The organism is Vibrio sp. SCSIO 43097, assembly GCF_023650755.1.
GTDB classification, from domain to species: Bacteria; Pseudomonadota; Gammaproteobacteria; order Enterobacterales; family Vibrionaceae; genus Vibrio; species Vibrio alginolyticus.
The window spans coordinates 736,854-760,375 of the sequence record NZ_CP071841.1; the positions used below are offsets into that span (position 1 = coordinate 736,854).

The 23,522-nt window shown below is 43.0% G+C and carries 23 protein-coding genes; 4 read left to right on the forward strand and 19 right to left on the reverse strand.

Annotated elements, in window-relative coordinates; genetic code table 11:
- Nucleotides 1–23 precede the first annotated feature (23 nt).
- A complete protein-coding gene (locus tag J4N40_RS19695; RefSeq protein WP_104980552.1) occupies nucleotides 24–2,054 on the forward strand; it encodes an acetoacetate--CoA ligase in 2,031 nt (676 codons plus the stop codon).
- A gap of 178 nt (nucleotides 2,055–2,232) precedes the next feature.
- On the opposite strand, the gene J4N40_RS19700 is transcribed toward J4N40_RS19695, so the two are convergent.
- Together J4N40_RS19700 and J4N40_RS19705 are read right to left on the reverse strand one after the other, a co-directional pair.
- On the reverse strand, nucleotides 2,233–3,783 hold the full coding sequence (locus tag J4N40_RS19700) for an alpha-glucoside-specific PTS transporter subunit IIBC (protein WP_017633701.1): 1,551 nt from the start codon (nucleotides 3,781–3,783) through the stop codon (nucleotides 2,233–2,235).
- Nucleotides 3,784–3,838: 55 nt separating this feature from the next.
- Nucleotides 3,839–5,167 carry a 6-phospho-alpha-glucosidase gene (locus tag J4N40_RS19705; protein WP_005373308.1) on the reverse strand — a complete coding sequence of 443 codons (1,329 nt, stop codon included), beginning with the start codon at nucleotides 5,165–5,167 and terminating at the stop codon, nucleotides 3,839–3,841.
- A 180-nt stretch (nucleotides 5,168–5,347) separates the two neighbouring features.
- Here J4N40_RS19705 and J4N40_RS19710 point away from each other — a divergent pair, with 180 nt between their 5' ends.
- Nucleotides 5,348–6,055 carry a GntR family transcriptional regulator gene (locus tag J4N40_RS19710; RefSeq protein ID WP_005373312.1) on the forward strand — a complete coding sequence of 236 codons (708 nt, stop codon included), beginning with the start codon at nucleotides 5,348–5,350 and terminating at the stop codon, nucleotides 6,053–6,055.
- Nucleotides 6,056–6,074: 19 nt separating this feature from the next.
- Here the strand turns inward: J4N40_RS19710 and mnhG are convergent, their stop codons facing one another.
- The 9 genes from mnhG to J4N40_RS19755 form a co-directional block, all read right to left on the reverse strand.
- The gene (mnhG, locus tag J4N40_RS19715) at nucleotides 6,075–6,368 is read right to left on the reverse strand and encodes a monovalent cation/H(+) antiporter subunit G (RefSeq protein WP_005373314.1); all 294 of its coding nucleotides are present in this window, start codon (nucleotides 6,366–6,368) and stop codon (nucleotides 6,075–6,077) included.
- Nucleotides 6,368–6,646, reverse strand: coding sequence for a cation:proton antiporter (locus J4N40_RS19720; RefSeq protein ID WP_005373317.1), 279 nt, complete (start codon nucleotides 6,644–6,646; stop codon nucleotides 6,368–6,370). The genes mnhG and J4N40_RS19720 overlap by 1 nt, the downstream gene beginning before the upstream one ends.
- Nucleotides 6,639–7,115: a Na+/H+ antiporter subunit E gene (locus J4N40_RS19725; RefSeq protein WP_054865529.1), complete on the reverse strand. Its 477-nt coding sequence runs from the start codon at nucleotides 7,113–7,115 to the stop codon at nucleotides 6,639–6,641. Before J4N40_RS19725 ends, J4N40_RS19720 begins: the two co-directional genes overlap by 8 nt.
- The gene (locus J4N40_RS19730) at nucleotides 7,112–8,608 is read right to left on the reverse strand and encodes a proton-conducting transporter transmembrane domain-containing protein (protein ID WP_033906422.1); all 1,497 of its coding nucleotides are present in this window, start codon (nucleotides 8,606–8,608) and stop codon (nucleotides 7,112–7,114) included. The genes J4N40_RS19725 and J4N40_RS19730 overlap by 4 nt, the downstream gene beginning before the upstream one ends.
- Complete coding sequence (locus J4N40_RS19735) at nucleotides 8,605–8,958, reverse strand: Na+/H+ antiporter subunit C (protein WP_017633704.1); 354 nt, start codon at nucleotides 8,956–8,958, stop codon at nucleotides 8,605–8,607. The genes J4N40_RS19730 and J4N40_RS19735 overlap by 4 nt, the downstream gene beginning before the upstream one ends.
- Nucleotides 8,958–11,627 carry a hydrogen gas-evolving membrane-bound hydrogenase subunit E gene (gene mbhE, locus J4N40_RS19740; RefSeq protein ID WP_250654679.1) on the reverse strand — a complete coding sequence of 890 codons (2,670 nt, stop codon included), beginning with the start codon at nucleotides 11,625–11,627 and terminating at the stop codon, nucleotides 8,958–8,960. Before mbhE ends, J4N40_RS19735 begins: the two co-directional genes overlap by 1 nt.
- 164 nt (nucleotides 11,628–11,791) lie before the next feature.
- On the reverse strand, nucleotides 11,792–11,983 hold the full coding sequence (locus J4N40_RS19745; RefSeq protein WP_005373328.1) for a hypothetical protein: 192 nt from the start codon (nucleotides 11,981–11,983) through the stop codon (nucleotides 11,792–11,794).
- Between the two features lie 109 nt (nucleotides 11,984–12,092).
- Nucleotides 12,093–13,028 carry a universal stress protein gene (locus J4N40_RS19750; protein ID WP_054576083.1) on the reverse strand — a complete coding sequence of 312 codons (936 nt, stop codon included), beginning with the start codon at nucleotides 13,026–13,028 and terminating at the stop codon, nucleotides 12,093–12,095.
- 392 nt (nucleotides 13,029–13,420) lie between these two features.
- Complete coding sequence (locus tag J4N40_RS19755; RefSeq protein ID WP_054576084.1) at nucleotides 13,421–14,140, reverse strand: SDR family oxidoreductase; 720 nt, start codon at nucleotides 14,138–14,140, stop codon at nucleotides 13,421–13,423.
- 135 nt (nucleotides 14,141–14,275) lie between these two features.
- On the opposite strand from J4N40_RS19755, the gene J4N40_RS19760 reads away from it, so the two are divergent.
- Nucleotides 14,276–15,184 (forward strand): LysR family transcriptional regulator, encoded by a 909-nt coding sequence (locus J4N40_RS19760; protein WP_005373334.1) that lies wholly within the window; start codon nucleotides 14,276–14,278, stop codon nucleotides 15,182–15,184.
- A gap of 90 nt (nucleotides 15,185–15,274) precedes the next feature.
- Here the strand turns inward: J4N40_RS19760 and J4N40_RS19765 are convergent, their stop codons facing one another.
- Nucleotides 15,275–16,048 carry an AraC family transcriptional regulator gene (locus J4N40_RS19765; protein WP_017820362.1) on the reverse strand — a complete coding sequence of 258 codons (774 nt, stop codon included), beginning with the start codon at nucleotides 16,046–16,048 and terminating at the stop codon, nucleotides 15,275–15,277.
- Nucleotides 16,049–16,147: 99 nt separating this feature from the next.
- On the opposite strand from J4N40_RS19765, the gene J4N40_RS19770 reads away from it, so the two are divergent.
- On the forward strand, nucleotides 16,148–17,284 hold the full coding sequence (locus J4N40_RS19770) for a multidrug effflux MFS transporter (RefSeq protein WP_054577797.1): 1,137 nt from the start codon (nucleotides 16,148–16,150) through the stop codon (nucleotides 17,282–17,284).
- A gap of 114 nt (nucleotides 17,285–17,398) precedes the next feature.
- On the opposite strand, the gene J4N40_RS19775 is transcribed toward J4N40_RS19770, so the two are convergent.
- The 7 genes from J4N40_RS19775 to tssK all read right to left on the reverse strand — a co-directional run bounded on the left by J4N40_RS19775 (nucleotide 17,399) and on the right by tssK (nucleotide 23,522).
- Nucleotides 17,399–17,809, reverse strand: coding sequence for a hypothetical protein (locus J4N40_RS19775; RefSeq protein WP_033906420.1), 411 nt, complete (start codon nucleotides 17,807–17,809; stop codon nucleotides 17,399–17,401).
- A 101-nt stretch (nucleotides 17,810–17,910) separates the two neighbouring features.
- A complete protein-coding gene (locus J4N40_RS19780; protein ID WP_033906419.1) occupies nucleotides 17,911–18,399 on the reverse strand; it encodes a hypothetical protein in 489 nt (162 codons plus the stop codon).
- Nucleotides 18,400–18,420: 21 nt separating this feature from the next.
- Nucleotides 18,421–18,987 carry an imm11 family protein gene (locus J4N40_RS19785; protein WP_047008198.1) on the reverse strand — a complete coding sequence of 189 codons (567 nt, stop codon included), beginning with the start codon at nucleotides 18,985–18,987 and terminating at the stop codon, nucleotides 18,421–18,423.
- A gap of 7 nt (nucleotides 18,988–18,994) precedes the next feature.
- On the reverse strand, nucleotides 18,995–19,741 hold the full coding sequence (locus J4N40_RS19790) for an AHH domain-containing protein (RefSeq protein WP_226083226.1): 747 nt from the start codon (nucleotides 19,739–19,741) through the stop codon (nucleotides 18,995–18,997).
- A 2-nt stretch (nucleotides 19,742–19,743) separates the two neighbouring features.
- Nucleotides 19,744–21,261, reverse strand: coding sequence for a PAAR-like domain-containing protein (locus J4N40_RS19795; protein ID WP_136976744.1), 1,518 nt, complete (start codon nucleotides 21,259–21,261; stop codon nucleotides 19,744–19,746).
- A 147-nt stretch (nucleotides 21,262–21,408) separates the two neighbouring features.
- A complete protein-coding gene (gene icmH / locus J4N40_RS19800) occupies nucleotides 21,409–22,200 on the reverse strand; it encodes a type IVB secretion system protein IcmH/DotU (protein WP_005386120.1) in 792 nt (263 codons plus the stop codon).
- Complete coding sequence (tssK, locus tag J4N40_RS19805; RefSeq protein WP_033906414.1) at nucleotides 22,197–23,522, reverse strand: type VI secretion system baseplate subunit TssK; 1,326 nt, start codon at nucleotides 23,520–23,522, stop codon at nucleotides 22,197–22,199. The genes icmH and tssK overlap by 4 nt, the downstream gene beginning before the upstream one ends.

Below are 23,522 nucleotides of genomic sequence, written 5' to 3' on the forward strand. Positions count from 1 at the left end.
AAGAATTGAAATTAGAGGGACCTATGCCAAATTCTGCACCTATTTGGTCACCATCTGCTGAGCGCGTCAGCAATAGCAACTTATTACGGTTCATCGAAAAGGTTAATAAAGACAAAGCCGAAGGTACCGTAATCAACAATTACACGTCTCTACACCAGTGGTCCATTGAGCACAATGATGAATTTTGGCGACATACTTGGCAGTTTTGCAACGTAATCGGAGATATAGGTTCGCAAATCAAGAGCCTTGGCAGTCCCAAATGGACACAAACAGGTTCTAATCATCACCATGTAAATAGAGACACAGTATGGTTTGCTGACGCCACGCTGAACTACGCAGAGAACCTCCTATCTCAGGCTGAGCAATCACCAGAGCGTGAGTTTATTGTTTTTAGCAATGAAAGCGGTGAACACCGACAACTCACCGGTAAACAGTTGCTTGAACAAGTTTCTGCCATTCAACAATGGCTACTCAATTGTGGTGTCGGTAAAGGCGATGTCGTTGCGGGTTATTTGCCCTACCTTCCTGAAACCGTTATAGCCATGTTGGCTACTACAAGCCTTGGCGCTATTTGGACTTCAACCTCTCCTGATTTTGGTATCGATAGCGTCGTAGAGCGTTTTGGTCAGGTTAAGCCGAAAGTTCTTTTTTGCTGTGATGGCTACCAGTTCGGAGGCAAAGCTTTCGATATGACGGACAAGAACACCACTCTTAGTAGTAAGTTAAGCAGTGCCTCCGAAGAGACTACTATTAGCGTATGCCAAATCGAATATTTACAAAACGCTAAGAGAGCTACCACTTCTGACTTTGTCTCTTGGTCCGATATTACTCACCACTTTTCTCCACAATCAATTCAATATCAACCAATGCTGTTTAATGACCCGTTATTCATTTTGTATTCTTCTGGTACAACAGGTCAACCTAAGTGTATTGTCCATTCCGCAGGCGGTACCTTGCTCAATCACCTCAAAGAACATCAACTGCATTGCGACATCAAATCGCAAGACAAGGTTTTCTACTACACAACATGTGGTTGGATGATGTGGAACTGGCATGTTTCCGCTCTTGCGAGTGGTGCAGCCTTAGTGATTTACGACGGTAGTCCGGTTTACCCTGATCACTCCGTCTTATGGCAATTAGCAGAAGAACATAGCGTGTCGCTGTTTGGTACTTCAGCGAAATACTTAGAAGCACTGGAACAGGCAAACTGCTCTCCAAAACTAGAACATAACCTGAAGTCACTCAAAACTCTTTGCTCAACTGGTTCGGTGCTTTACCCAGAACAATTTAGTTATGTCTATCAGCACATCAAGCAGGACTTGCATCTCGCTTCTATCGCTGGCGGCACGGATATTTGCGGATGCTTTGTACTGGGAAACCCTATCTCACCAGTTTACAAAGGTGAATGCCAAGGCGCAGGGCTGGGAATCGACGCACGTGTTCTAGAGGATGATGGACATACTATTACGCAAAAACGCGGCGAACTGACTTGTAATAACTCGCTACCTAACTTCCCTATTGGCTTCTGGCACGACAACGGCGAACTTTATCACAACGCTTATTGGAGCAAGTTTACCGATATCTGGCACCATGGCGACGATGTGATGCAAACCGAACATGGCGGCTTTATTTTTTATGGCCGTAGTGACGCAACCTTAAATCCAGGCGGCGTACGCATCGGTACCGCTGAAATCTATCAGAAAGTGAACGCGTTACCCGAGGTTGAAGACTCCATCGCTGTCGGCAAGTTAAACCAGCAGTCTGAAGAAATCTGGTTACTAGTAAAACTCGCTCACAACGTCGAGTTAACCCAACAACTCACCGATTCAATTCGCCAAACATTGAAAACAAAATGTTCACCGCGCCATGTCCCACGACAAATTTTTGCTATCAGTGATATTCCTAAAACGCGCTCAGGCAAATTGGTTGAGCTAGCAGTGAAACAATTGGTAAACGGACAAGCTGTAAAAAACATTGGTGCTATTGCTAACCCAGAAGTGCTGGAAGAAATTAAAACGCTTTTCAACATAGAAAGTGGCGCCACTGTCACTTAGAGACTCAACAAGTCTTCCAACAATACAGACGGGTATAACCTAACTGTATTTTTAGCTCGCTCAATAACTCCTCCCCACTTTCGTGGAAACTGCGCGAAATATGCTTCATGTACACAAAAAAGGTGAGATAATTCTATCTCACCTTTGAGCCATATGAGCTGGAGCATTAGTTTGGGGGTTAAGCTTTTATCAGTTGGCTCATATCTTCGCGAACTTGTGGCACCGTTAAACCAACGATGATTTGAAGGCTCTCTTGATTTCTAACAATATTCACCGCTCCGTGCTGTGTGAAAAATGCGTTCTCCTTTACAAGAGAGACATCTTTAACTTTAACACGCAAACGCGTCGCGCAATTAGTTAACAATTCAATGTTTTCTTTTCCACCCAGACCTTCAATAAAGGCACTAGCTTGTGACGGACTTGCGCTACTGTTATGGACCGCTTTCGCTTCTTTGTAGTCAGCTTTGGAATACAACTTACTATCTGCACCTTCACGTCCCGGAGTAAGTATGTTGTATTTTAAAATAAGCGCGCGAAACGTAACAAAGTAAACACCAGTAAACATGAGACCAATAATAATCTGAATCACGTATGTTCCTGCATGGTTACCAGCCAAAGGCAACCAGTTTTGGAAAATGAAGTCTATCAAGCCAGTCTGAAAGTTACCGGAAACACCAAACATAAAGGCGATCGTTGCCATTGTCGCAGATAACAACGCATGCAAAGCAAACAGCGCAGGTGCGATAAATAAGAATGTAAACTCTATTGGTTCGGTTATCCCTGTAAGAATTGCTGTGATTGCGGCTCCGAGCACTAACCCCATCACCATCTTTTTATTTTCTTTTTTCGCAACTGAATAGAGTGCTAGTGCGATACCCGTACAACCAAACACTTTACCCATTCCCGTCAACATCAAACCACCCTGAGGAAATTGTGTCGTTAAACTTTCCGAGCTCTGGGCGAATGTCTGTATATTTTGAATCCAATAGGCAACCGTTCCGCCATCGACTGCAACTGGCCCATAAAAAACGGGACCATATACGAAATGATGCAACCCCGTTGGTATCATGATTCGCTCTAAAAACGTAAATAGCCATACCCCTAACGATCCAGCAGAAACCAAAAATGATTGCAGATTGTTAATACCATGCTGAATACTTGGCCAAGTCAAACAAGTTAGAATTGCCATCACGACCATAATGGGGAAACTAATGATCACAACCAATGGCGTTCCGCCAAATACAGCCGCCCAATCCGGTAGCTTTTTATCAAAGAATCGGTTGTGAACCCAAACAGAGAGACTTGCAATTAAAATGGCACCTAGTAAGTTGGTATCAAGCGTTAGAATGCCACCAACTTCAGTCAAACCTCGCTCACCTTCCGTATAGTTCACGCCCAGTTCTGGTCCCCAAAATTGAAGGATTCCACCAATAACGTAGTTAAACGTAATGTAGGAAACGAGTGTTGCAAGTACAGCGCGACCAGATGCTTTTTTAGCTAAAGCGATAGGTAACCCAACGGCAAAAATAAGTGCCATATTTTTAAATACAGCGAGAGATGCCTGTAAAATGATCGTCGAGACTTTAACCCAAGCACTCCCCTCTAGTGCCCAAGGAAACACTTCTTGATTTAACAGCACAACAGAGAAACCCAATAACATGCCCGCTGCTGGAAATAATAGAACGGGAACAAACATCGCGGCTCCGAACCTTTGAATAATGTCTTTCATATAAACCTCTTGTTTCATTCACGGAGCCTACAAGTAGGCCCCGAACGTCCAGTTGTTATTGAAAAAATTGAGGAAGGTAGGCTTTATTTTCTTCTAGTAATTGTTTTGTTATTTCTTTAGCTTTTGGCACATTAACCACGGTACGGTTAAGTGTGAGTGCATTAATCAGCTTTTGCTGACTTCCTTCGTACCAAGCATCCACAACTAATTTCTCGTAACCAAGTTGGCTCTCAATCATGGCTTTTTGGAAGGTTGGGATTTTTCCTACAGTAAAAGCTTTCGGTCCATCACTAGTTAGCGCAGCTGGAACTTCTACCATGGCGTCATTTTGTAAATTTGTAATAGCACCATTATTCGGTACGATGACGAGATACACATCGCTCAAGTTGTAGGCAAGCGAAGCCGCAACTCTCACCATGTATCGACCATGGATATCGGCATGCAGTGTTTCGTGCTTCGTGGTGCCCGCTTCAATTATTCTTGCGTTCAATTCGAACACTCGTTTCTCACGGCCGTTAATTACCTGCCTTGCGCGGGTATTGTTGATATCCTCTTTCGCCACCATTTTTTCAGGGTACAAATAGTACTGAAGATACGTATTCGGCAAAAACTCTGGATTATCAGCAAGCATTGTTCTCATGTTTTTGAATGTGGCTTGCCACGATGGGTCATCCGCTATTTCCGCATCAACCGCACTGATCCCTTCTTTTAGGATGATATTTTTAATTTTGTCCGTTAAGTCTTCACCCTGTTTGTTACGAATTTTGGTAAACCAGCCATAGTGATTAAGCCCAAAATATTCAGGAACGAAGTCCCAAATTTCACATCCTAACAATTGCGCATAGCTGACCATAATCGCTGCTGGCATATCACAGATATTTAGAATTCGCTTATCATGCGGAAATTCACGATTTAAAGCTTCAGCGACAATTGCCGCCGGGTTGGTGTAATTAAGAATCCACGCATCTGGACACGTTTGTCGGATCTCGTTCACTAGCTGGATCATGTCGCCGATAGAGCGAAGTCCATATGCCATTCCTCCCGCGCCACATGTCTCTTGCCCAACACAAGAGTTGGATAGCGGGATTTGTTCATCGCGCTCGCGCATGGCCAACCCACCAGTGCGGATCTGGATAAAGAAAAAGTCCGAATCTGCGAATGCGACAGATTTATCCGTTGTATAAACAAACTCTTCAACTTCTGGATAGTGTTCTCGCAATAGAATTTCAGTAGCTAATGCATTCGATTCTTGGCGTTTCTCATCTATGTCGTAAAACACGACTTTTGCGAGTGGAAAGTTATCTTTTTCGGCAATAAGGCTGTTCATCATACCAAGTGTGTATGTACTGCCAGCACCAACAATCGTTAATTTTTGACGTTTCATTTCGCTACCTCAAATGTTTATCCTGAAAATGTATAAAATAAGTATTAATACTTTTATGATACATTTAAAGTGTAAGCACAAAGATACGAGATAAAAATCACACAAAGATCCTAAGGAAAAGTATTAACTACATCTCAGATCACATTCTTGCTATCATGATCCAAGACTTAGCGAGGTATTATGAAACCCAAATACATAGACATTGCGGAACGATTAGAAAAAAAGATCAAAGATGGGGAACTACAACCTAAATCGATGCTTCCAAAAGAGAGTGATTTGCAAGAAGAGTTTTCCGTAAGCCGCGTAACCATCAGAAAAAGCTTACAAATTCTGGTCGACAATAATTTAATTAGTCGGACAAGAGGTAGTGGAACTTATGTAAACGATCTAAAAGCCCAACATGATGCCTTACATTTGCTGGGTTTTATCGAGGAAGTCAGTAAACAGGGGAAAACGCCTAGCTCTCAAGTCATAAAGTTCGAACTTAAAAAACCGAATGAACAGGTTGCTAAGCAGTTAAATCTCTCGCCCAATGATGATACATATGAAATACATAGACTCAGATGTATTAATGATGAGCCTGAAATTTACGAAGTCACTCATATGCCAGCAGTGTTATTTCCAGACTTGAGCATAGCCATAATGAATGGTTCTAAATATGAGTACATTGAAAATAGCAAAGGATTGAAAATTGCGAAAAGCAGTCAGTCTGTCAAACCGTATTTGTTAGATGCAGAGACGGCCTCATACCTGAATGAATCAGAAGCTTCCCCTATTCTAAAAGTTGAGTCCACTGGTTACCTAGAAGATGGTCGTGCATTTGAATATACCGTCAATTACTTCCGACTTCATCAATACAGCTTCGAGTTTATTTCAACTAGGACGTAGTACTATTCGACGCTAATGGTTAATCATTGCGCCAAATCTTATATCCGACCTCTCGCATTGCTCTGCCGAGCAGGTGGGAGGCGACTGGCGCAGTGAGAACGATAAACAACATCGTACCGATAACCCGAGAGATCACGGTAACTTCAGGGAGTGAGAAAGCGACCGCTAATAACAAGCAGCTCACTCCGACAGTTCCAGCTTTGGTCGCTGCATGCATTCGGGTATACAAATCAGGAAGCCTCAGGACACCTAGACTTGCAACCAAGGTCAACAATGTTCCTAAGCATAAAAATAGTCCAATCAACACGTCCATTATTCTTTCTCCTTTCTTTTAACGATCAAACGTGCAAATGCGATCGTGCCGAGAAATGCAACCAAACCTAATGTAATGGCGATATCTAACAGAGCGTCCTCACCGCTGTCTAAGGTGTAAACCGTAATAAATCCGATAGTGATAAATGAAATCAGATCTAACGCCACAACTCGATCAGCTAGCGTTGGTCCTAGAATTAAACGAGCAAAAGCCATAACAAAGCTGAGTAGTAGCCCAGAATAGGCAAAAGTGACCGTTATTTGCAGCCAACTATCCACGCGTCACCTCCAAAATTCGATGCTCTAACCCATCTTTAATTCCGCGAATAACCTCTTCATGTTCAGGTGCAAACATGGCATGAACGATAAGATACTTTTTATCAGCCGTAACATCCAAACTAAGCGTGCCCGGTGTTAAAGAAACCATGTTCGCCAGTAATGAGATTTCTAGATCAGAATCGACCTCCAGAGGGACATAAACGATATCAGGCTGACTCAAATGAGTAGGTGTCACAACGTCCCACACCACTTTCGCAACCGATATAACCATTTCATAAGCGAAGTACATCAATAACTTCAATGCAGATGCAAAACGTTGAAAATAGCTCGTTTTCAATCCAAATGGTTGACTCAACCTTAAAGCAAAAAAACCGACCGTAAATCCGACAACAAAATTCAGACTCGAATAGCTGCCATTAAGCATCATCCACGCTAACGCTAAGAAAAAATTGAGGAATAGATAGATCATGTATTTCCTCCTAACACCACTCTGATGTATTCAGTCGGATTTAACAGTTGTTCTGCAGCTTGAACGGAAAATTGATAAAAAGGCTCCGCCACTAAGCCAATGATTAGCGTCAACGTCGTCAATACAATAATTGGAACGCAGTACAACCAATGTACTTTGGCCTGCAGAGTCTGTTCTGGCTTCTCTCTAAATGGCTTTTTCCAAAATGCCTCACTCCAAATTTTCGTCATCGAGTAGACAGTAAGCAACCCCACCAATAACGCGGTACCTGCTAACCAGTAATATTCAGCCTGTATGCTCGACTTGATGACCAATAGCTTTCCCCAGAAACCCGATAGCGGTGGAAAACCGGCCAGAGAAAACGCAGGCACAAGAAACAAGAACGCCAACCAAGGCATAGCTTTATATACCCCACCCAAATGTTCAAGTTGACTAGAGCCATATTTGCGCTCGATGAATCCACCTATTAAGAACAAATTCGCTTTTACAATGATGTGATGAACAATGTAGAAAATGGCACCGGCTAAAGCTAAGGGAGTGTAAATAGCCAACCCCATGATCATATAGCCTATTTGGCTAATAATATGAAAAGAAAGAATTTTCTTAATGTCGAATTGGCTAGCCGCTCCTAAAACGCCCGTTAACATGGTTAGCCCTGCGACCCAAATTAACGTCGGTTGCCAGCCACTCTCGGCGAGCGGAAATACTAAGGTGAAGACTCTTATCAACGCGTATACACCGACTTTAGTAAGCAACGCGGCAAACAGTGCCACCACACCGCTTGGTAACGTGTGATAAGAAGCTGGCAACCAAGCAAATAAAGGAAAGAGTGCCGCTTTAATAGAAAAGGCAAACAAAAATAGCGCGGACAGCATCATGTTGATGCTCAATTCATTTCCCCCAACTTTGGTGTAGAGATCGGCCAAGTTCAAGGTGCCCGTTGCGCCATACAATAAACCGATAGCAAGTAAGAATACCAGCGTCGAAATCAGGTTCAACATCACGTACTTTACTGCACCATCAACTTGAGTTTTCGTTGCATCTAACACCATTAAACCAAATGATGAAATGAGCATGACCTCAAACCAAACATACAGATTAAAAATATCTCCAGTCAGGAAAGCGCCATAAACGCCAGCAAGCAACACGTGCATTAGCGCATGGTAATTGCTATAGGAGGGCTTTCGGTGAAGGTCCGCCATCGCGTAGAAAACACATATCGCACCAATCACCGCCGTTATCATCACCATAGCAACGCTGAGGTAATCTGCGACAAACACGATACCAAATGGCGCACTCCACTGACCAAAAGCAACGGCTTGAATACCATTATTTATGATGTTTTCTGTGAGAAAGCCCGCAACGAAAAGGTTCGAAATCGCACTTACACCGCTCAACCACTCAACACTTTTTGTTGAGCGACGGACGAAGAAGATAGTCAACGCCGTACTCAGCGAGAGAACAACCGGTAACGTAAGCAAAATCGAACTCATTGACCCTCCTCAGAACGTTGCATTTCATCGACGTTTGCAGTTCCAGTGTCTTTATAAGCTCGATAGAACAGCATTAAAGCAAAAATAAGTAGTCCAAAACCGATGACTATCGCAGTTAAGATAAGCGCTTGAGGTAAAGGATTTGCCGCGCTATCTGGTGGTAAAAGAGCATTATCGCCAATCAATGGCGGCTCTCCAGGCGTCAGCCTTCCAGCGGTAAAAATAGCAAGGTTAACCGCACTACTGAGTAACATGATGCCGAACAAAAGGCGCAAGATATGCTTTTCAAGCATTAAATAAACACCTGCTGCGACAAATACTCCAACGACAACACTCCAGACTATTTCCATCACTCTAGCTCCTCATTAATACGAAGCAGCATACCCATCACGCCACCTATAACGGCAAGGTAAACACCAACATCAAAAACCAATGGCGTCCCTAGTGGTATCACGTCTTTCCACCACAGTCCGGTCAAAAACGGTTTATCAAACGCAAAGCTCAAAGCACCAGAAACTAAGCTCAATGCGATGCCAGATAACGCAATGAGAAACGGTTTGAAATACAACCTAGAACGAACGTATTTCGGTGATTCCGCGAACATGAGAAGTGATAAACCAATAACGGCAATCAACGCACCAATAAAGCCACCACCCGGTTCGTTATGACCACGTAACAACAGATACACTGAAAATACGAGCATGAGTGCCGAAACGATGTGTGCCGTGGTTGCAAAAATTAATGATTGGATACGATTTTGTTTTTTCGCTCTTGTCTTAAGCAAACTCACTGCCGCAATCCCAGCAATAACAACGACGACAACTTCTCCCAATGTATCAAATGCGCGAAAGTCGACCAGAATAACGTTAACAATGTTTCGCCCATGTCCACCCGGGACACTGTTTTCTGCAAAGAAATCTGACACCGAAGAGTCCATCGGCTGAGACGTGATTCCCAACAAAAGTAAAGTAACCGAAACACCTATCACACCTGCTATGCAAATATTCGCTACTTTACGTTTTATTGAATGCTTGGGCACGGTGGTTAGACGTGGCATATGACGCATTAACAATGCAAGAAAGACCACCATTAATGTTTCCACTAACAGTAAAGTCTTCGCAACGTCCGGGGCGCTATAAATCATAAAAACAAGCGTGGTCATGAAGCCAATCATACCAAGCGCAGAAATCGCAAGAAGTCTTGCGTGGGACAACGTACATACGAGCGCAGCACCAATCAACAATAAGGCAATACCAATCTCATAGAAAGTGACACTTGAAAGTTCGCCAACCAAAGGCAGAGGAATAAGCGCTACCTGACTCAGTAACGCAACGGCAAGTACCGTGAAAAATAATAGGACATAGCGACTCAATTTCTTTTGCTGTAACCGCGCCGTTTGCCACTTCGCCACTGTCATCATGCCATCTAATAGTCGTTCAAAAATATTCTCCGCTTTGGGGACGAATAGATGTAACCGTTGAAAAAATGCAGACACAGCTGGATAAACACGGTACACCACATACCCCAACGCTAACGTAATAACGCTTAACACTAACGGTACATTCACGCCATGCCATAGTGATGTCTCTTTAAGAGCTGCTGTGGGCAGAATGTCAGCAGAGCCCGGAAAAATAATATTGCGATCTAACCAATTTAAACCGAATAACGGGACCAGGAGACTGCCAAGTGCCAGGAGCAAAGGCGAGATCCACATGGCTTTTTTTGTCTCAACTGGCTTAGTTTCAATCGGCACGAGATCATGGCGAGCAAAGAATGGTCTCGCAATAAGCATAATGGTTAGCGCGACCATCAGTATATTCACGATTAATAGTACAAAGGCGATCCAATTATTGAGCTCTACTGCGGACTTATACATGTATTCTTTGCTCAAAAAGCCTAACAACGGCGGGAACCCCGCTTTAGACAATGCGGCCAAACTCCCCGCAACCATGCTGATGACGAGAACTGACTTCAGACCGTACAATTGATCAATATCTCGTGTTCCTGTCGCTTTGTCGATATTACCCACCACCATAAACAGCGCAGCTTTATAGAAAGAGTGAGCGAGAATAAACATCAATACTGCACTAACGGCCAAATCTGTGCCCATACCTAGTAATAATGTTAATTTACCCAAAGCAACATTCGTGCTGTAGGCTAGCATCAGCTTCAAGTCAGTTTGTTTTAATGCGACAAATGTGCACCAAATGGCCGTGATACTCCCAGTGATGACTAAAGCATAAAACCAGATCTCGCTGTGGGCATAAACTGGCGATAAACGTGCTAATAGGTAAATGCCTGCCTTTACCATTGTTGCCGAGTGTAAATACGCACTGACCGGAGTGGGAGCTGCCATCGCGTTAGGTAGCCAAAAATGAAACGGGAATTGCGCAGATTTAGTAAATGCACCGAGTAGTATGATCACTAGAGATGGGATAAACCATTCATGCTGCGCAATAGTGTCTGCCTGCTCGATAATGGTATTTAGCTCATAACTCCCTGCCATTGCTCCCAGCAAGATAAGACCAGCTAGCAACGCTAGTCCACCAGCACCAGTAACAATCAGCGACTGCAAGGCGTTTTTCCGAGACGTTTTATTTTCGTGATTAAACCCGATCAGTAAATAAGAAGTGATGGTGGTGAGTTCCCAGAAAACAAATAACAACAGAATGTTATCGCTCATCACAATCCCTAGCATGGCAAGCATGAATAGGGTTAGATACAAATGAAAGGAAAACCGGCTATCACTTTCTCGTAAATAAGCCAAAGCGTAGATTTGAATCAGTGCGCCAATCCCACTGATCAGTCCCGCAAAAAGAAATGAAAGACCATCTAATCTAAAGCTAAGGTTGATATCGAGGCTTGGTATCCATTCCGCATTCCAGCTCACGCCTGCAGGAGTATAGATATAGAAGAGAAAAGAGAAGATTAAAACTGGCAGCGCAGGGAAAATCAGTAAGACCAACTGATTATCTAGGTTTTTCGGCAGGTTTTCTTTACCCGTTATGTTATTCAACATCGCAGCCCATTCGTTATTATAAGAAGGTACGCCCTATTCGGCGCAAATGACAAACTCCACTGTATTGTTTTAACCCAAGCGCTTCAAAAACGATCATGAAACCAAGGGAAAAGTAGCAAACAGTAATCACTGAGTGCTACTTAGAGGAACGCCGATACAAACCGCTATTTGCTGTCTGCTACGGCATAAGAACGTAGGTCACTACTTACGTGTTCTTGGCTGAATGTATATGGATTATCGTCATCAGCTAACTCGAATGCATCGTAGGTGCAGTCACCGATATCATTTCTCGGACAAACATAAACATTCGAACGTTCTATCATTTCTGTGTGGCATTTCGGGCATAGGTTTTTCATGTCACTCTCCTCTGATAACTTATTGATACATTGATAATTCCATGTTCTAGAGATCCATCTCCCTCCTTTACCTAAAACATCACTTAAACCCAACTTTGTTACACCCCAATTACTGAATCGGTGAGACAAAGCCATCGGGCTTAAGAGCGACCAAACTACAGTTAATCGATTGCAAAATATTTTCAGCCGTATTACCAATGACATAGCCAGATATACCAGTTCTCGCTAAGGTTCCCATTACCAGCACGTCTACCTCAATACTCTCTACGTAATCTGGAATCTTTTCGTCGGGTTTTCCATGCAGGTGGTGAATCACAATTTCACCTGTAATCCCAGACTCCTCCAACAGCTGTTGCAGAGCTTGTTTATGATCGGCTTTTGCTTTGTCGAGTTCATGTTTCAACTCAGCATCATCGACTTGAATCCAAGCGTTACCATTAAGGTAGTTTTCTAAGTAATACTCCCAGCAAGAAATCACGTGTAAACGACTATCGCAGGTGTCGGCTATCGAACGCGATAATTCGAGTAAACGCACGGCTAATGAGTGCTGTTCATCGCTTGCCGTTAATGGGTCGATAGCCACAGCAACACGGCGCTTATCTCTTGGCTTATCAATTGGTCGGTGCAACCAAAGCGGACAAGGGCATTTTCGTAACAGAGTCATATCAATAGCTTTGAAACCCTCAACACCTTCACCGAGCGGTTCAGCTTCTTTGATGATGAGATCTTTGTTATCAGCTAATGCTTCTTGAATAATACAGACAGCGGGCTTTTCACTGCTTTTCACAGTAAGAGGAAATGCGAGATCCTCTTCAGAGAGTCCCAGCTTCTGTCTGTATTCGTGAATACTTTGTTTGAGGGAGTCTTGCAGCGATTGCTCATAACTTTGCTGATACTGGATCATGTCTGTTGGGAAATCAGGACACGCTATTAGCCCTGAGACAGGCACTTTGTTGCTAGATGCAATCCTCATCGCTTGTTCGAGGGCGTCACTATGGCCTGGCAATCCTTGTGTTGCAAAAAGTATGTTTGCGAATCGTTTCATACACACCTCCTTGTTTGGTTAAATATTAACCACCCACAAAGTATAATACCTAACGGATAATTGTAACGGCTTGTGACGTTGATGAAATCAATTCTCATTAAGAGACGGATATTGCTTCATTTTGTTTTACGTCACACTCTCCTTTCTTCACAACTATCGCCTTCGACCTAAATAAATTCCGCTACCTAAATTGAGACCAAATAAAAACCCAAATTACTCAAAGTTTTTTCTCACCTTGAGTAACTTGGGTATAAGCAATAACACACTTAGTGTCCGGATTTAAATGGATGACCTAAATTTTCACGCAACTTAGTTTAAAGATGCCATCTCAATCACGAATCGATATGCAAAGTTTTACGGCTTTAGTGACCTAAAATCGCCGTAACTCAATGTTAAGGTTGTTGTTTTGTCGGTGCCAAAGCAATTTCACGAACACATACACCTTGCGGTTGCTGATAAGCAAACAGCACTGCGCGTGCGATGTCATCTGCGGCCAACACACCGCCCATATCCACCTTCCAGGCGTCATAACCATCTTTAATATCTTGAGACGTTGTATGTGAAAGTAATTCCGTTTCCACTGCACCAGGTGCAATCGTCGTAACGCGAACATTCGATGACGCAACTTCTTCACGTACGTTTTCAGAAATAGCATGAACCGCAAATTTGGTACCGCAATAAGCAGCATGATCAGGGAATGTTTTCTTGCCCGCGACAGAGCTGATGTTAATGATCGTACCACTGTTACGTGCTTTCATAGGTGCTAGGACGGACTGCATGCCATTGAGCAAACCAATTACGTTCACATCAAACATGCGCTTCCACTCCGATGCTTCCTGAGTATCTATCTGACCTAGAAGCATAACGCCTGCGTTATTTACAAGTGCATCTACCGGACCATACAACGCTTCAGCTTTCTCAATTGCAGCCTCAAAAGAAGCTTTGTCGGTCACATCTACCTTTTCACAAAGCGTATTTGGTAAGTTTAATGCTTCCAAACGTTCTACACGTCTTGCTAACAAAAGAAGAGCATGGCCCTGTTCACTGAAGTGACGTGCAATCGCTTCACCAATGCCTGAACTAGCGCCTGTAATAACAATTAACTTTTTCATTTTGAATCCTTAATCGAACGGTTTACATCAGTGGCGGTAAGTTTAAGAAAACTTTGTTTGTTGATATATACCGACCTAGTTGAAACACTGTTGTTATACTGCAACAATACTTTTTTGAATTATGAAGAAGTCATCATGCAAACACACATCAACCTTGCGGATATTCGCTCTTTCGTCCTAATCGCTCAACTAGGAAACTTCACGAAAGCAGCAGAGCAACTTGGCGTTTCTCGCTCACACGTTTCACGTCAAATAACAAATCTGGAGCAACAGATTGGTGTCACTTTGCTACAAAGGACCACTCGAACACTGAACCTCACCGAAGCAGGCAAGGTTCTGTATAAACAGTGTGAAACTGCCCTTCACAATATTGATCAAGCTGTTATGGCAGTGGTTGATGATGTAGAAGACTTAAGAGGTGACATTCGTATCAACTGTGTGGGGGGCTATTTAGGAGAAGACGTTGTCGCAGATATCGTTGCTCAGTTTCTAATCCAACACCCACAAGTGAGCATTAACTTAGATTTTAGTAGCCATCGTGTCGATTTAATCGCGGATGAATTCGATATCGCTTTTCGAATGGGAAAGTTAGACGACTCCAACTTTATCGCTCGCAAACTGATCGATGTGGAAATGGGGACATACGCAAGCCCAAACTATTTAGAAACATATGGCTATCCTTCGCATCCAAAGGACTTAGAAAAACACGTTTGTTTGACAGGTAGTGTGACACGGTGGGCATTTGAGAACACGAATACAAAGCAGTCAACGGAACACCAGATACGTGGACAGTTACGATGTAAGAGTGGCAGAGTAATGATAAAAGCAGCCTTGGCGGGAAATGGCATCATCCGTGTGCCAGCACTTTATTGTCAACAAGAACTCCAGACAGGCAAGCTAAAAGAAGTGTTTACCAATTGGAGCATTCCGAGTGTGGAATTTTCACTCCTTTATCATCACGACCGACATCAACCAAAACGCATCCGAGCCTTTGTTGATTTTACCACGCAATACTTTCGCAAACTGCAGAGTAAAGACAAGTAACCTGCACGTTGGTACCTGTCTATGTATGCTTTATAGGCTGAGCCTGTGAACCTGGGGGTTGTTCTAGAAAGAGTGTGAGCATTTTGACTCTTAAGGCTTGGTTTTCATAAACGTCAGAGGTGTTTGTCCAGTTTGCTTTTTGAAAAATGCAATAAATGCACTGTCTGACGAAAACTCCAGCCAATCGGCAACTGCGCTGACTGGCATGCCCGTTGATAACAATTCAACTGCTTTTAAAAGCCTCCACTGTTGCCGCCAATCTTGATAATTCATACCCGTTTCCGACTTAAATAATCGTGTTACCGTCTTGGTGCTTGCCCCAACTTTGCTTGCAAGAGTAGTAAGCGAAGGAGCTAGAAATGAAGGTTCAACCAACTCTCGACGAAACGTTGTTAAGCGCCGATGCGATGGCAAAGGCAACTGAAACGAATAACGTTTCGCAGCATAAAACTCCTCCCAAAAAAGCGCCGTCGTATTTACCATCTCGCTGCTAGGCTTATCCCACTCCCAAAATGACATTTTATCAATAAGAGCTTGGAGTAAATTATTCACTTCTATCATCGCGATCTTACTCGGACAGGCAAACTCCTCACAATCAAAATACAAAGATCGATACGCCACCACATTCGTCATTAGTGCACGATGCGGCGTATTAGGTGGGATCCAAACCGCCTTTGTCGGTGGCAAAATACAAATCGAGTCTTCCAGAGCAAAACTCATACAACCTTGAGGTGCGTACAATAACTGCCCTTTCTTGTGCATATGCATACCTGAGTCGTGCTTGCCAATATCCGCAGCAATTCCCACTACATAATTAGTAATCTTGTCTGCATCAAATTGTGTTTTTTCGTTAATAAGCGCCATTTTGTCCGAATATTGATGTATTTGGTTTTTATGTTGTTATTAGATCAATCATAGCCTCATTTATACTGCCCGCCAACTTCATTAACGATGGGTAACAATATGAATACTAAGCCCTCTTTATGGCTCATGCTGGTTATGTTGATGTTTCCGCAAATTGTAGAAACCATCTATAGCCCAGCGTTGAGCTCAATCGCTCTATCATTTGATGTAAACCACGCACAAGCAGCCCAAACATTGTCGATTTACTTCCTAGCTTTTGCCATTGGCGTTGTAGTTTGGGGAGTTCTCGCAGATAAACTGGGAAGAAGGCCCACCATGCTTATTGGGCTCTTTATCTATGGTTGCGCATCTTTACTCGCAACTCAAACCGAAAGCTTTGCTGTTGTCATGGCCGCGCGAGCCCTAAGCGCATTTGGTATCGCGGTAGGATCCGTTGTCACACAGACCATGCTTCGTGACGCGTTTGACGGTCAAGAACTGAGTAAAGTCTTCAGCTTAATGGGGATGGGTATATCAATCAGCCCGGTAGTTGGCATGCTATTAGGCGGGCAGCTTACAGCGCTTGGTGGATACCGTTATGTATTTTTTGCCTTGTTTTTAATCGCGTTAGTATTGTTCGCTTATAACGTTATTAAGCTTCCTGAAACACAGAAGGAACAGACACCAGTACGGTTGCATCAACTTAGCTGGAAAATGGTAAGAGACGCGCGAATTTGGCGCTCAGGATTACTGGTTGCTTTGTATAACATTGCTCTATTTTCTTATTACCAGCTTGGCGCATTTACTTTCTCAGCACTTGGGTATAACTCCGAACAATTTGGATACAGTGGCATGGTACTGGGGTTAGGCACTCTGCTTGGGAGTTATTTAAACAAATCCCTAGTGTCCAAAAATGTTCAAAAAAGCCAGCTACTTTGGTTCTCAGCAATATTGATTAGCGTTGGATCAGTCGGTGTGTTGATTCTGAACCAATCAATCTGGTTTGTTGCTCCAATGGTGTTAGTCGTCATGTCTTACGGGATTGCGATACCCAACATACTCAGTGATGCACTCGTTAATTATAAACAACAGGTTGGCAGCGCAGGCGCTTTATTTGGGCTCATGTACTACATCATGATCGGGACGGGATTAGCGATGGCTGGAACAGTACAAAACTTAGGTGTCGTTCTATTATCATGTAGCTGTTTAGCGATTTTATTAGCGTTTTCTAAAAGGCAAGTTCATACCAACTTGTGACCAGATACTACGCATTGCTTGCCTAATCTTCCGAAGATTGGTCTACATCTTTTCTAACGGTTAACTAAAACGTAAATAAAAAGCGCCTGTCGGCGCTTTAATTATCCATAGATCTTATTGCCATGTTGGCTCGCCAAACTCTTCACAACGTTGCTTGTCGTAATTTTCAATGCGCCCGCGTTTACCTACAAACTGAACCTGAACAACCATTCCAGCTTCAACATATTCACTGAAATAATCGCAAGAAACACGAAAACTAGTATCGCGTATCACAATTGGTACCCATTCATAGCCGCCGCTGCGTGGTAAGTAAGACTTGAAGGTAATGACCCCGTCATCTGAAACGTTGATTTCTTCATCATATTCATTCAACTTATAAAAACGTTGTCCATCAAACTCTGCCTTTGCTTTTTCAATTATTTCCTTCGTTGCTGTCGATTGCATCGGCGTATTTGACACCAGTTGACACCCAACAATAGATGTCAATACGGACAAAGCCAAAGCGAGTTTAGTTATTTTATTCATTTACCTAACCACTGTTGAATTATTCAACACTTACCACTTTAAAAGGAGGGAGACCATACTTTATTTTAAAGAAAATAAAAAGCGCCTTTCGGCGCTATTAATTATACATCCCTTACCCAAACGTCTTTGACGTCTTTCTTAAGAAGGTCAATCACACTCTGGTGAATAAAAACTAATCCAAAGTCTTCTTCTAGTTTAAATATTAATCGTTCTTCTAAGGGAATATTTTCTAATTTAGAGAAATCAAACTCCGTTGACTCGATGTCTAACCAGTTTAACTTGCCGTATTGTTTTTCTTTGTCCGTCAATTTATAAGTTTGATGGATGTAAGGCATTCGATAATCTTCGTAAACTTTAATTTGATCATCTGTTGGTTGGCTTGGAGAACAATCGACACGAGCGTCTAACCACTCTACTCCGTGTACGACCAGTTTCTCCACTTTTGACGCAATATCGCTGATGATAAATAACTTTGGAGAAAAGGTCATTTCAAGCAGTAAATCAGGCTCAATTGGCACTATTGGCTTAGGGCTTTGCTGGAATGGGAAGTCAGTCAAAGATTGTTTAGATAAAACTATGTAGTTAGTCATTATTATATTTACCTACTTACACTAGACTCGGGGCGTCTCTTCGGATGTATCAAATGAAAAGGCAACGATACTAGTGTTTATTTTACCCTCCTCATCTAAACGGACAAGCGCTTCAAACAACTCGATTGAGAAGAACGTTTTTGTCATTCCGACAGGTTTAAAAACATGCCTCTTGCTATCCGGAAGTTCCTTGATCTTTTCATCAGATAAGTAAAAACGAGTAGTTACGTCAGTCACTTTTATGCTTTTATCATAATCAACGACATCTACTAAGTTATCTACTGCTATTATGTAGCGCTCAGTTAACACTCCGTCTCCGGAACAGGTTAATTTTGCGGGATAAACTTCAACACCGTATGGGTCGAAACTCATAATTAGTTCAGCAATAGGCTTAGTGACATTAAAAGCACCGCCTCTGATTAAATCTAACGCTTCCATTTCATAGATATCATCATCTTTCCACACAATCTCACTTATACAAGAAGTGGGAGTGAAATCATTATCATCATAGAAAGACGACCGACTATCAACGGCTGTAAATAATGATTCACCCTCGTTAAAGTCTTCATTTATGTATGCTATTTCCATCTCAAACCTATAATTTACTAGCAACCTTTAGATAATTGAACTTAAGGGCTTTCTTATAAAAAAGTCCACTCCATATTTCTTCTATCTCCGGCCAAGTTGTATTTTTGTGTGTTCTTTGCTGACAATCTGAGCTTCTACAACCATTTCCTTTTGGAGAAAAGTCACCTCCTGTATTGTGAAGCAATATCGTAAATTCACTTATCATGTCACAAATTCTTTCCGAAAGATCATTCAGTTCTTTTCGATATACAGGAGGTGGCATTTCACAGTGTAGCTTTTCCAACGTCTCTAGCAATTCTTGCTTTACAAACTTATGATAGGCTTTAGAAGGATATGCTTTAATCTTATTTTTGTCTTTGTTCAGCATACTAGCCCTCTTCATTGGATTCCCTCCATTTAACATCGAGGTAGGCTCTGCATTAGAGTACACTTGTTCATCACTCTTAAGATTAAGTTTACTTACTGTATTTCTACCCGTATGACCGCTAGAATGCCAAGGCAATCGATACTTGCACGCAACCTTTTTAGCCGTACCTTTGTCACTGCTGGGAAGTATTACTATATTGTCTAAACTGTTCCAACTGTATTCTTTGTTTCGCATCTGTTCTGTTCGCTGAGTTGATAGCTTTTCGAACAAATTAAAGCTAATCAGATGATGTCCAGTAAGAGGACAATCACATTTTTCAGCTAATATATGATTGGCCTTTAGTAATGCTTCACCAGAAACATGTCGAGAAAAACCGTTATTGCTCATACTCATTTTTTCCTTCCTGGAAGGACACATTTTTTCTTATGTCGTTTATCGGCGATTGCCCGCTTACACACTCTACAACGAACTGTTTTAGTCCCTTTATCCTCATTTGCCTTCGCAGAACTCTTTCCTGACTGTGCAGACTCGCCAGTATTATGTTTTACTTTTGCTGGGTAAGTTTTCTCACTCTTACCTAAAATTCGAGCAAAAAGGTCATCAAACTCGCCCATCGCTTCTTTAAGCTTATCCGGTACCATCTTATCGATGATTTTTACCTCATCCGCTAACTTCAAGAAATACGTACCGAGCTCATCTGCACCCATTCTGTTTGCGTGTGAAGCCAACTCAGTTGCCACTTCAATGCAAGGTTTTAGAACATCGCTAACAATCTGGCTGGTCTGTTTTGCATAATCCATCCAATCTAACGTGCGTAGGAATTTTTCTGGATCGCCTTTACCCATGCCTCTTAAAACAGCAAGCAAAGTATCTTTTGATGTTCCTTTACCGCCTTTTAACGCAACTTTACAAGTGCCTTTGACTGCACTACCAAATGTCGGGACACAACCGATAAGCGTTAATGAAAGAGCTAGCCAGTTTTCCGACTTTTCACGTTCTTCCTCATTCAACAACGTCATAATGTTCGCTGATAAATCGCGGACATCTGCTGCTTGATCGACAACAGGGATCATGGTCAGGGCCGTATTGGCAATAATCTGTTCTACGGAGGCATCATCGTTAAAGTCACCAAGAATGACGCCCCAAACCCAGCTTGCAGCACCAGACATTCTCTTCCACGCATTCTCCCAGAAACCGACTTCTCCACGCTTAGCTTCTTCAATAATTAGCTGCGCGTTTGCACTTGGATCAAAGTTCGGGTTGGTCTTGGTTGGGACATTTGGCATAAAATCACGGCTGTCCTCGCCGTACTCTATAGCAAACTCCCCCGGAGCAACGCCACCAACAGATGCTTTACCGTTGTCGTCGAGAGTTCCTTCAAACACCGCGCCAGATTGATCTGTGAGAGTGTATGTTGCGCCTTGAACGGGTTCACCGTCTGAGTATGAGAGATACAAATCAACCGTATACGTCCCTTCCTGCTCTTCACTCACAGAAACCGATGGGTTTTGTGCGCCGCCAAGACACACAGTGTTGGCTTTGTTCATGGTCATTTGATCGGACAGGCGACATACGCCCTTACCTTCAAACTTAACCGTTGGTGAAGCTGAAATGAATTTTGCTTCGGCTTCTATCGTGCCTGAGGCAACGCCTTTTCTGTCACCGCCCGCATCGCCAGTACTTTTTGAGAACGTACTGCCCTTGATAGCGACACTGTTACCGCCATCCATAGAGACCGTCGTAGTCCCACCTGCAAGGTCTGCTGATTTAGCATTGTTGCCATAAGGGATAGGAACGACTGGCTTGCCGACCTTAGTTAAACAAACATCTGGGAGCGTTGCATTCGCTTCACCACCTGAGCCTTTATGAACTATCGAAAGTCCATTCGCACCAACTGTTACGCCCATAACCAATCCATTTGAATTTTATTGATTGAATGATAAAAGAGATCGCAAGCTGCAATCTCTCTAAATAACTAGTGAATTTCACTAAAAGACCAGTGATATTCACAATAAGCCCTAAAACTGGCAGAAGATCTCATTTTAGACCTCTGTTTATCTATACATTTCAAGCAGTTGCTGAAATTTTAAGTCTATGACGATGTAGGTTGCCGCATACATAAGCGCAAACGTCATCGCACTAAGACTCAAGGTCAGCTTGGGTGAAATTACCCTTTTTAACGGCTTCTTTAGGTATTTAGCTTTAAGGTTGATTAAAGAAACTTTTTCTTGTTCTGCTAGGCGGTCATCTCGCACTAATCGATAAATGGTGCTGCCAATTTCCGCTAACTTTTCGTTACCACGCTCTTCACGGCCATACTTGCCTTGGAAACCAAGTTGAAGCAGTAAATAGAGAAACTCTATAACGTGACGGTATTTACGAGGGTCGGCTTTTAAGCGATCGAGAATAACGAAAAACTTGTCACCACCAGATGTTTCGTTATGGAATTCAGACAGTAAGCTGTTCTGGCTCCAGTGACTATTTGCTCCCCATTCTTGCCGACAAACAGATTCATCAATCGCCGCACACAAGCAGTAACGAATAACAAGAACCGAAGCACGATCGAGCTCCATTTCATTAAGTTTTCGTTCACCTTTTCGAATCTCACGTGCCACTTGTTCACGAAATGGCATCGGGTCATCAAGCCAAGGGATCGAAGACATACAAGACAGACTGGCGATCAACCATGAGAACTGGTCCACTAGCGGGTTAATACCCATGTTATCGATAGATAGATCTTGTACTGCTATGTTTCTCGACAAGTCAGGCGCTGGCATTACCTCCATTGGTTTGCCAGGCTCTGGTTGGAATAAGACTACGGTGACGTCGGTTTCTGCGTAACTCATAGACGAACGGCCCAAAGTTGCAATGATAAGTTAGCGAAATCGCCCGCAACGTGAATCGCAATCGCAGCAGTGTTCTTCAATGCCATCCACTCTTCGCCCGTTTTATCGAGCTCGAAATAGGTGTAGCCAGCGTGATACGGCAGCGCGCGTGGCACAACTGGCATTGGTTTGATCTCAATCCCAGGCAGTTGAAGGTTAATCAAGTCACGTATGTTATCGATAGAACCGATCTTCGTTTGGCTGACAAACTGGGTATGCAGAACATCCAAGGTCACGTCGGCTTTAACTGCGAGGATAAAGGTTGTCGTATCAATGATCTTATTGTCAGGGATTGCTGCCGTTCTGATGCCATAGTTCTGATCTTTTAAGGTCAGTGGAATTGCTCTTTGCTCAGACATCACGCTCAATGTCATTTTCGCACTGTCTAGGACGCGAGAAAGACAGCTAGTAAGATCACCATGATTGTACTTCGTAAACTCAATAGGTCGGCGTGTCGTTGAGCACAGCGTCGAAAGCTCACCCTCTGCCTGAAGAAGAATTCGATACAAAGACTCAGGATGCACAGCTTCTGTGCTGGCGAAATGCCAAAATAAGGGTTCGTATCGGTTGAGCGCTTGCAATAGCATAAAGTCAGAAACCGATGATACGCCTTGTTGATCCACCACCCCTAATCGCTGGACTATCGATTCCGCGCGATGCTTCAACATAGAAGCAAACTCGGTCGCAAATTTACTCAGTACTGTCGACGCATGAATATCGATACAGGTAGGAATGAAACTATCATCTAAGATCACGCTGCCATCAGGCTTCACTTCTGAGATCTTTAAGATCGGAATAGACGTGTAAGCACTCTTATCTTCATGATCGTACATTAAGCAAAAGTTAAGCTTACCGACGACGATATTTGCCATGTCTTCCGAATCATAACAAGCGTCAACCGCTTCTTGAGATTCCATCGTATAGCGCGCACCGTCTTTTTTGGTACCAAATAACTCAGAACGTTCCGATGGTAACGGACAGCACAAATAAACGACTTTATCGGCAATCGAAGGATCTACATCTTTCACTTCAGGCAGCTCAGCAAGCAACGGAAGCTCAAATGGTGTCCGGTCTTGTAAAATACCTTCAGCACGAGTAATACCGATTTTACCCAGTGCTAGTAACTGAGAGTTGATTTCTAAACGTTTAACTCCCCAATGCAAAGGCGATGCATTGGCACTCAGTAGGCTCGATAGTTTACTTTGCGAACGATCGAGTTGTTGAAAATGCTGCGGCTTCATGAACATTCCATCTTGCCAAACAACTGGATTGTATAAAGACAT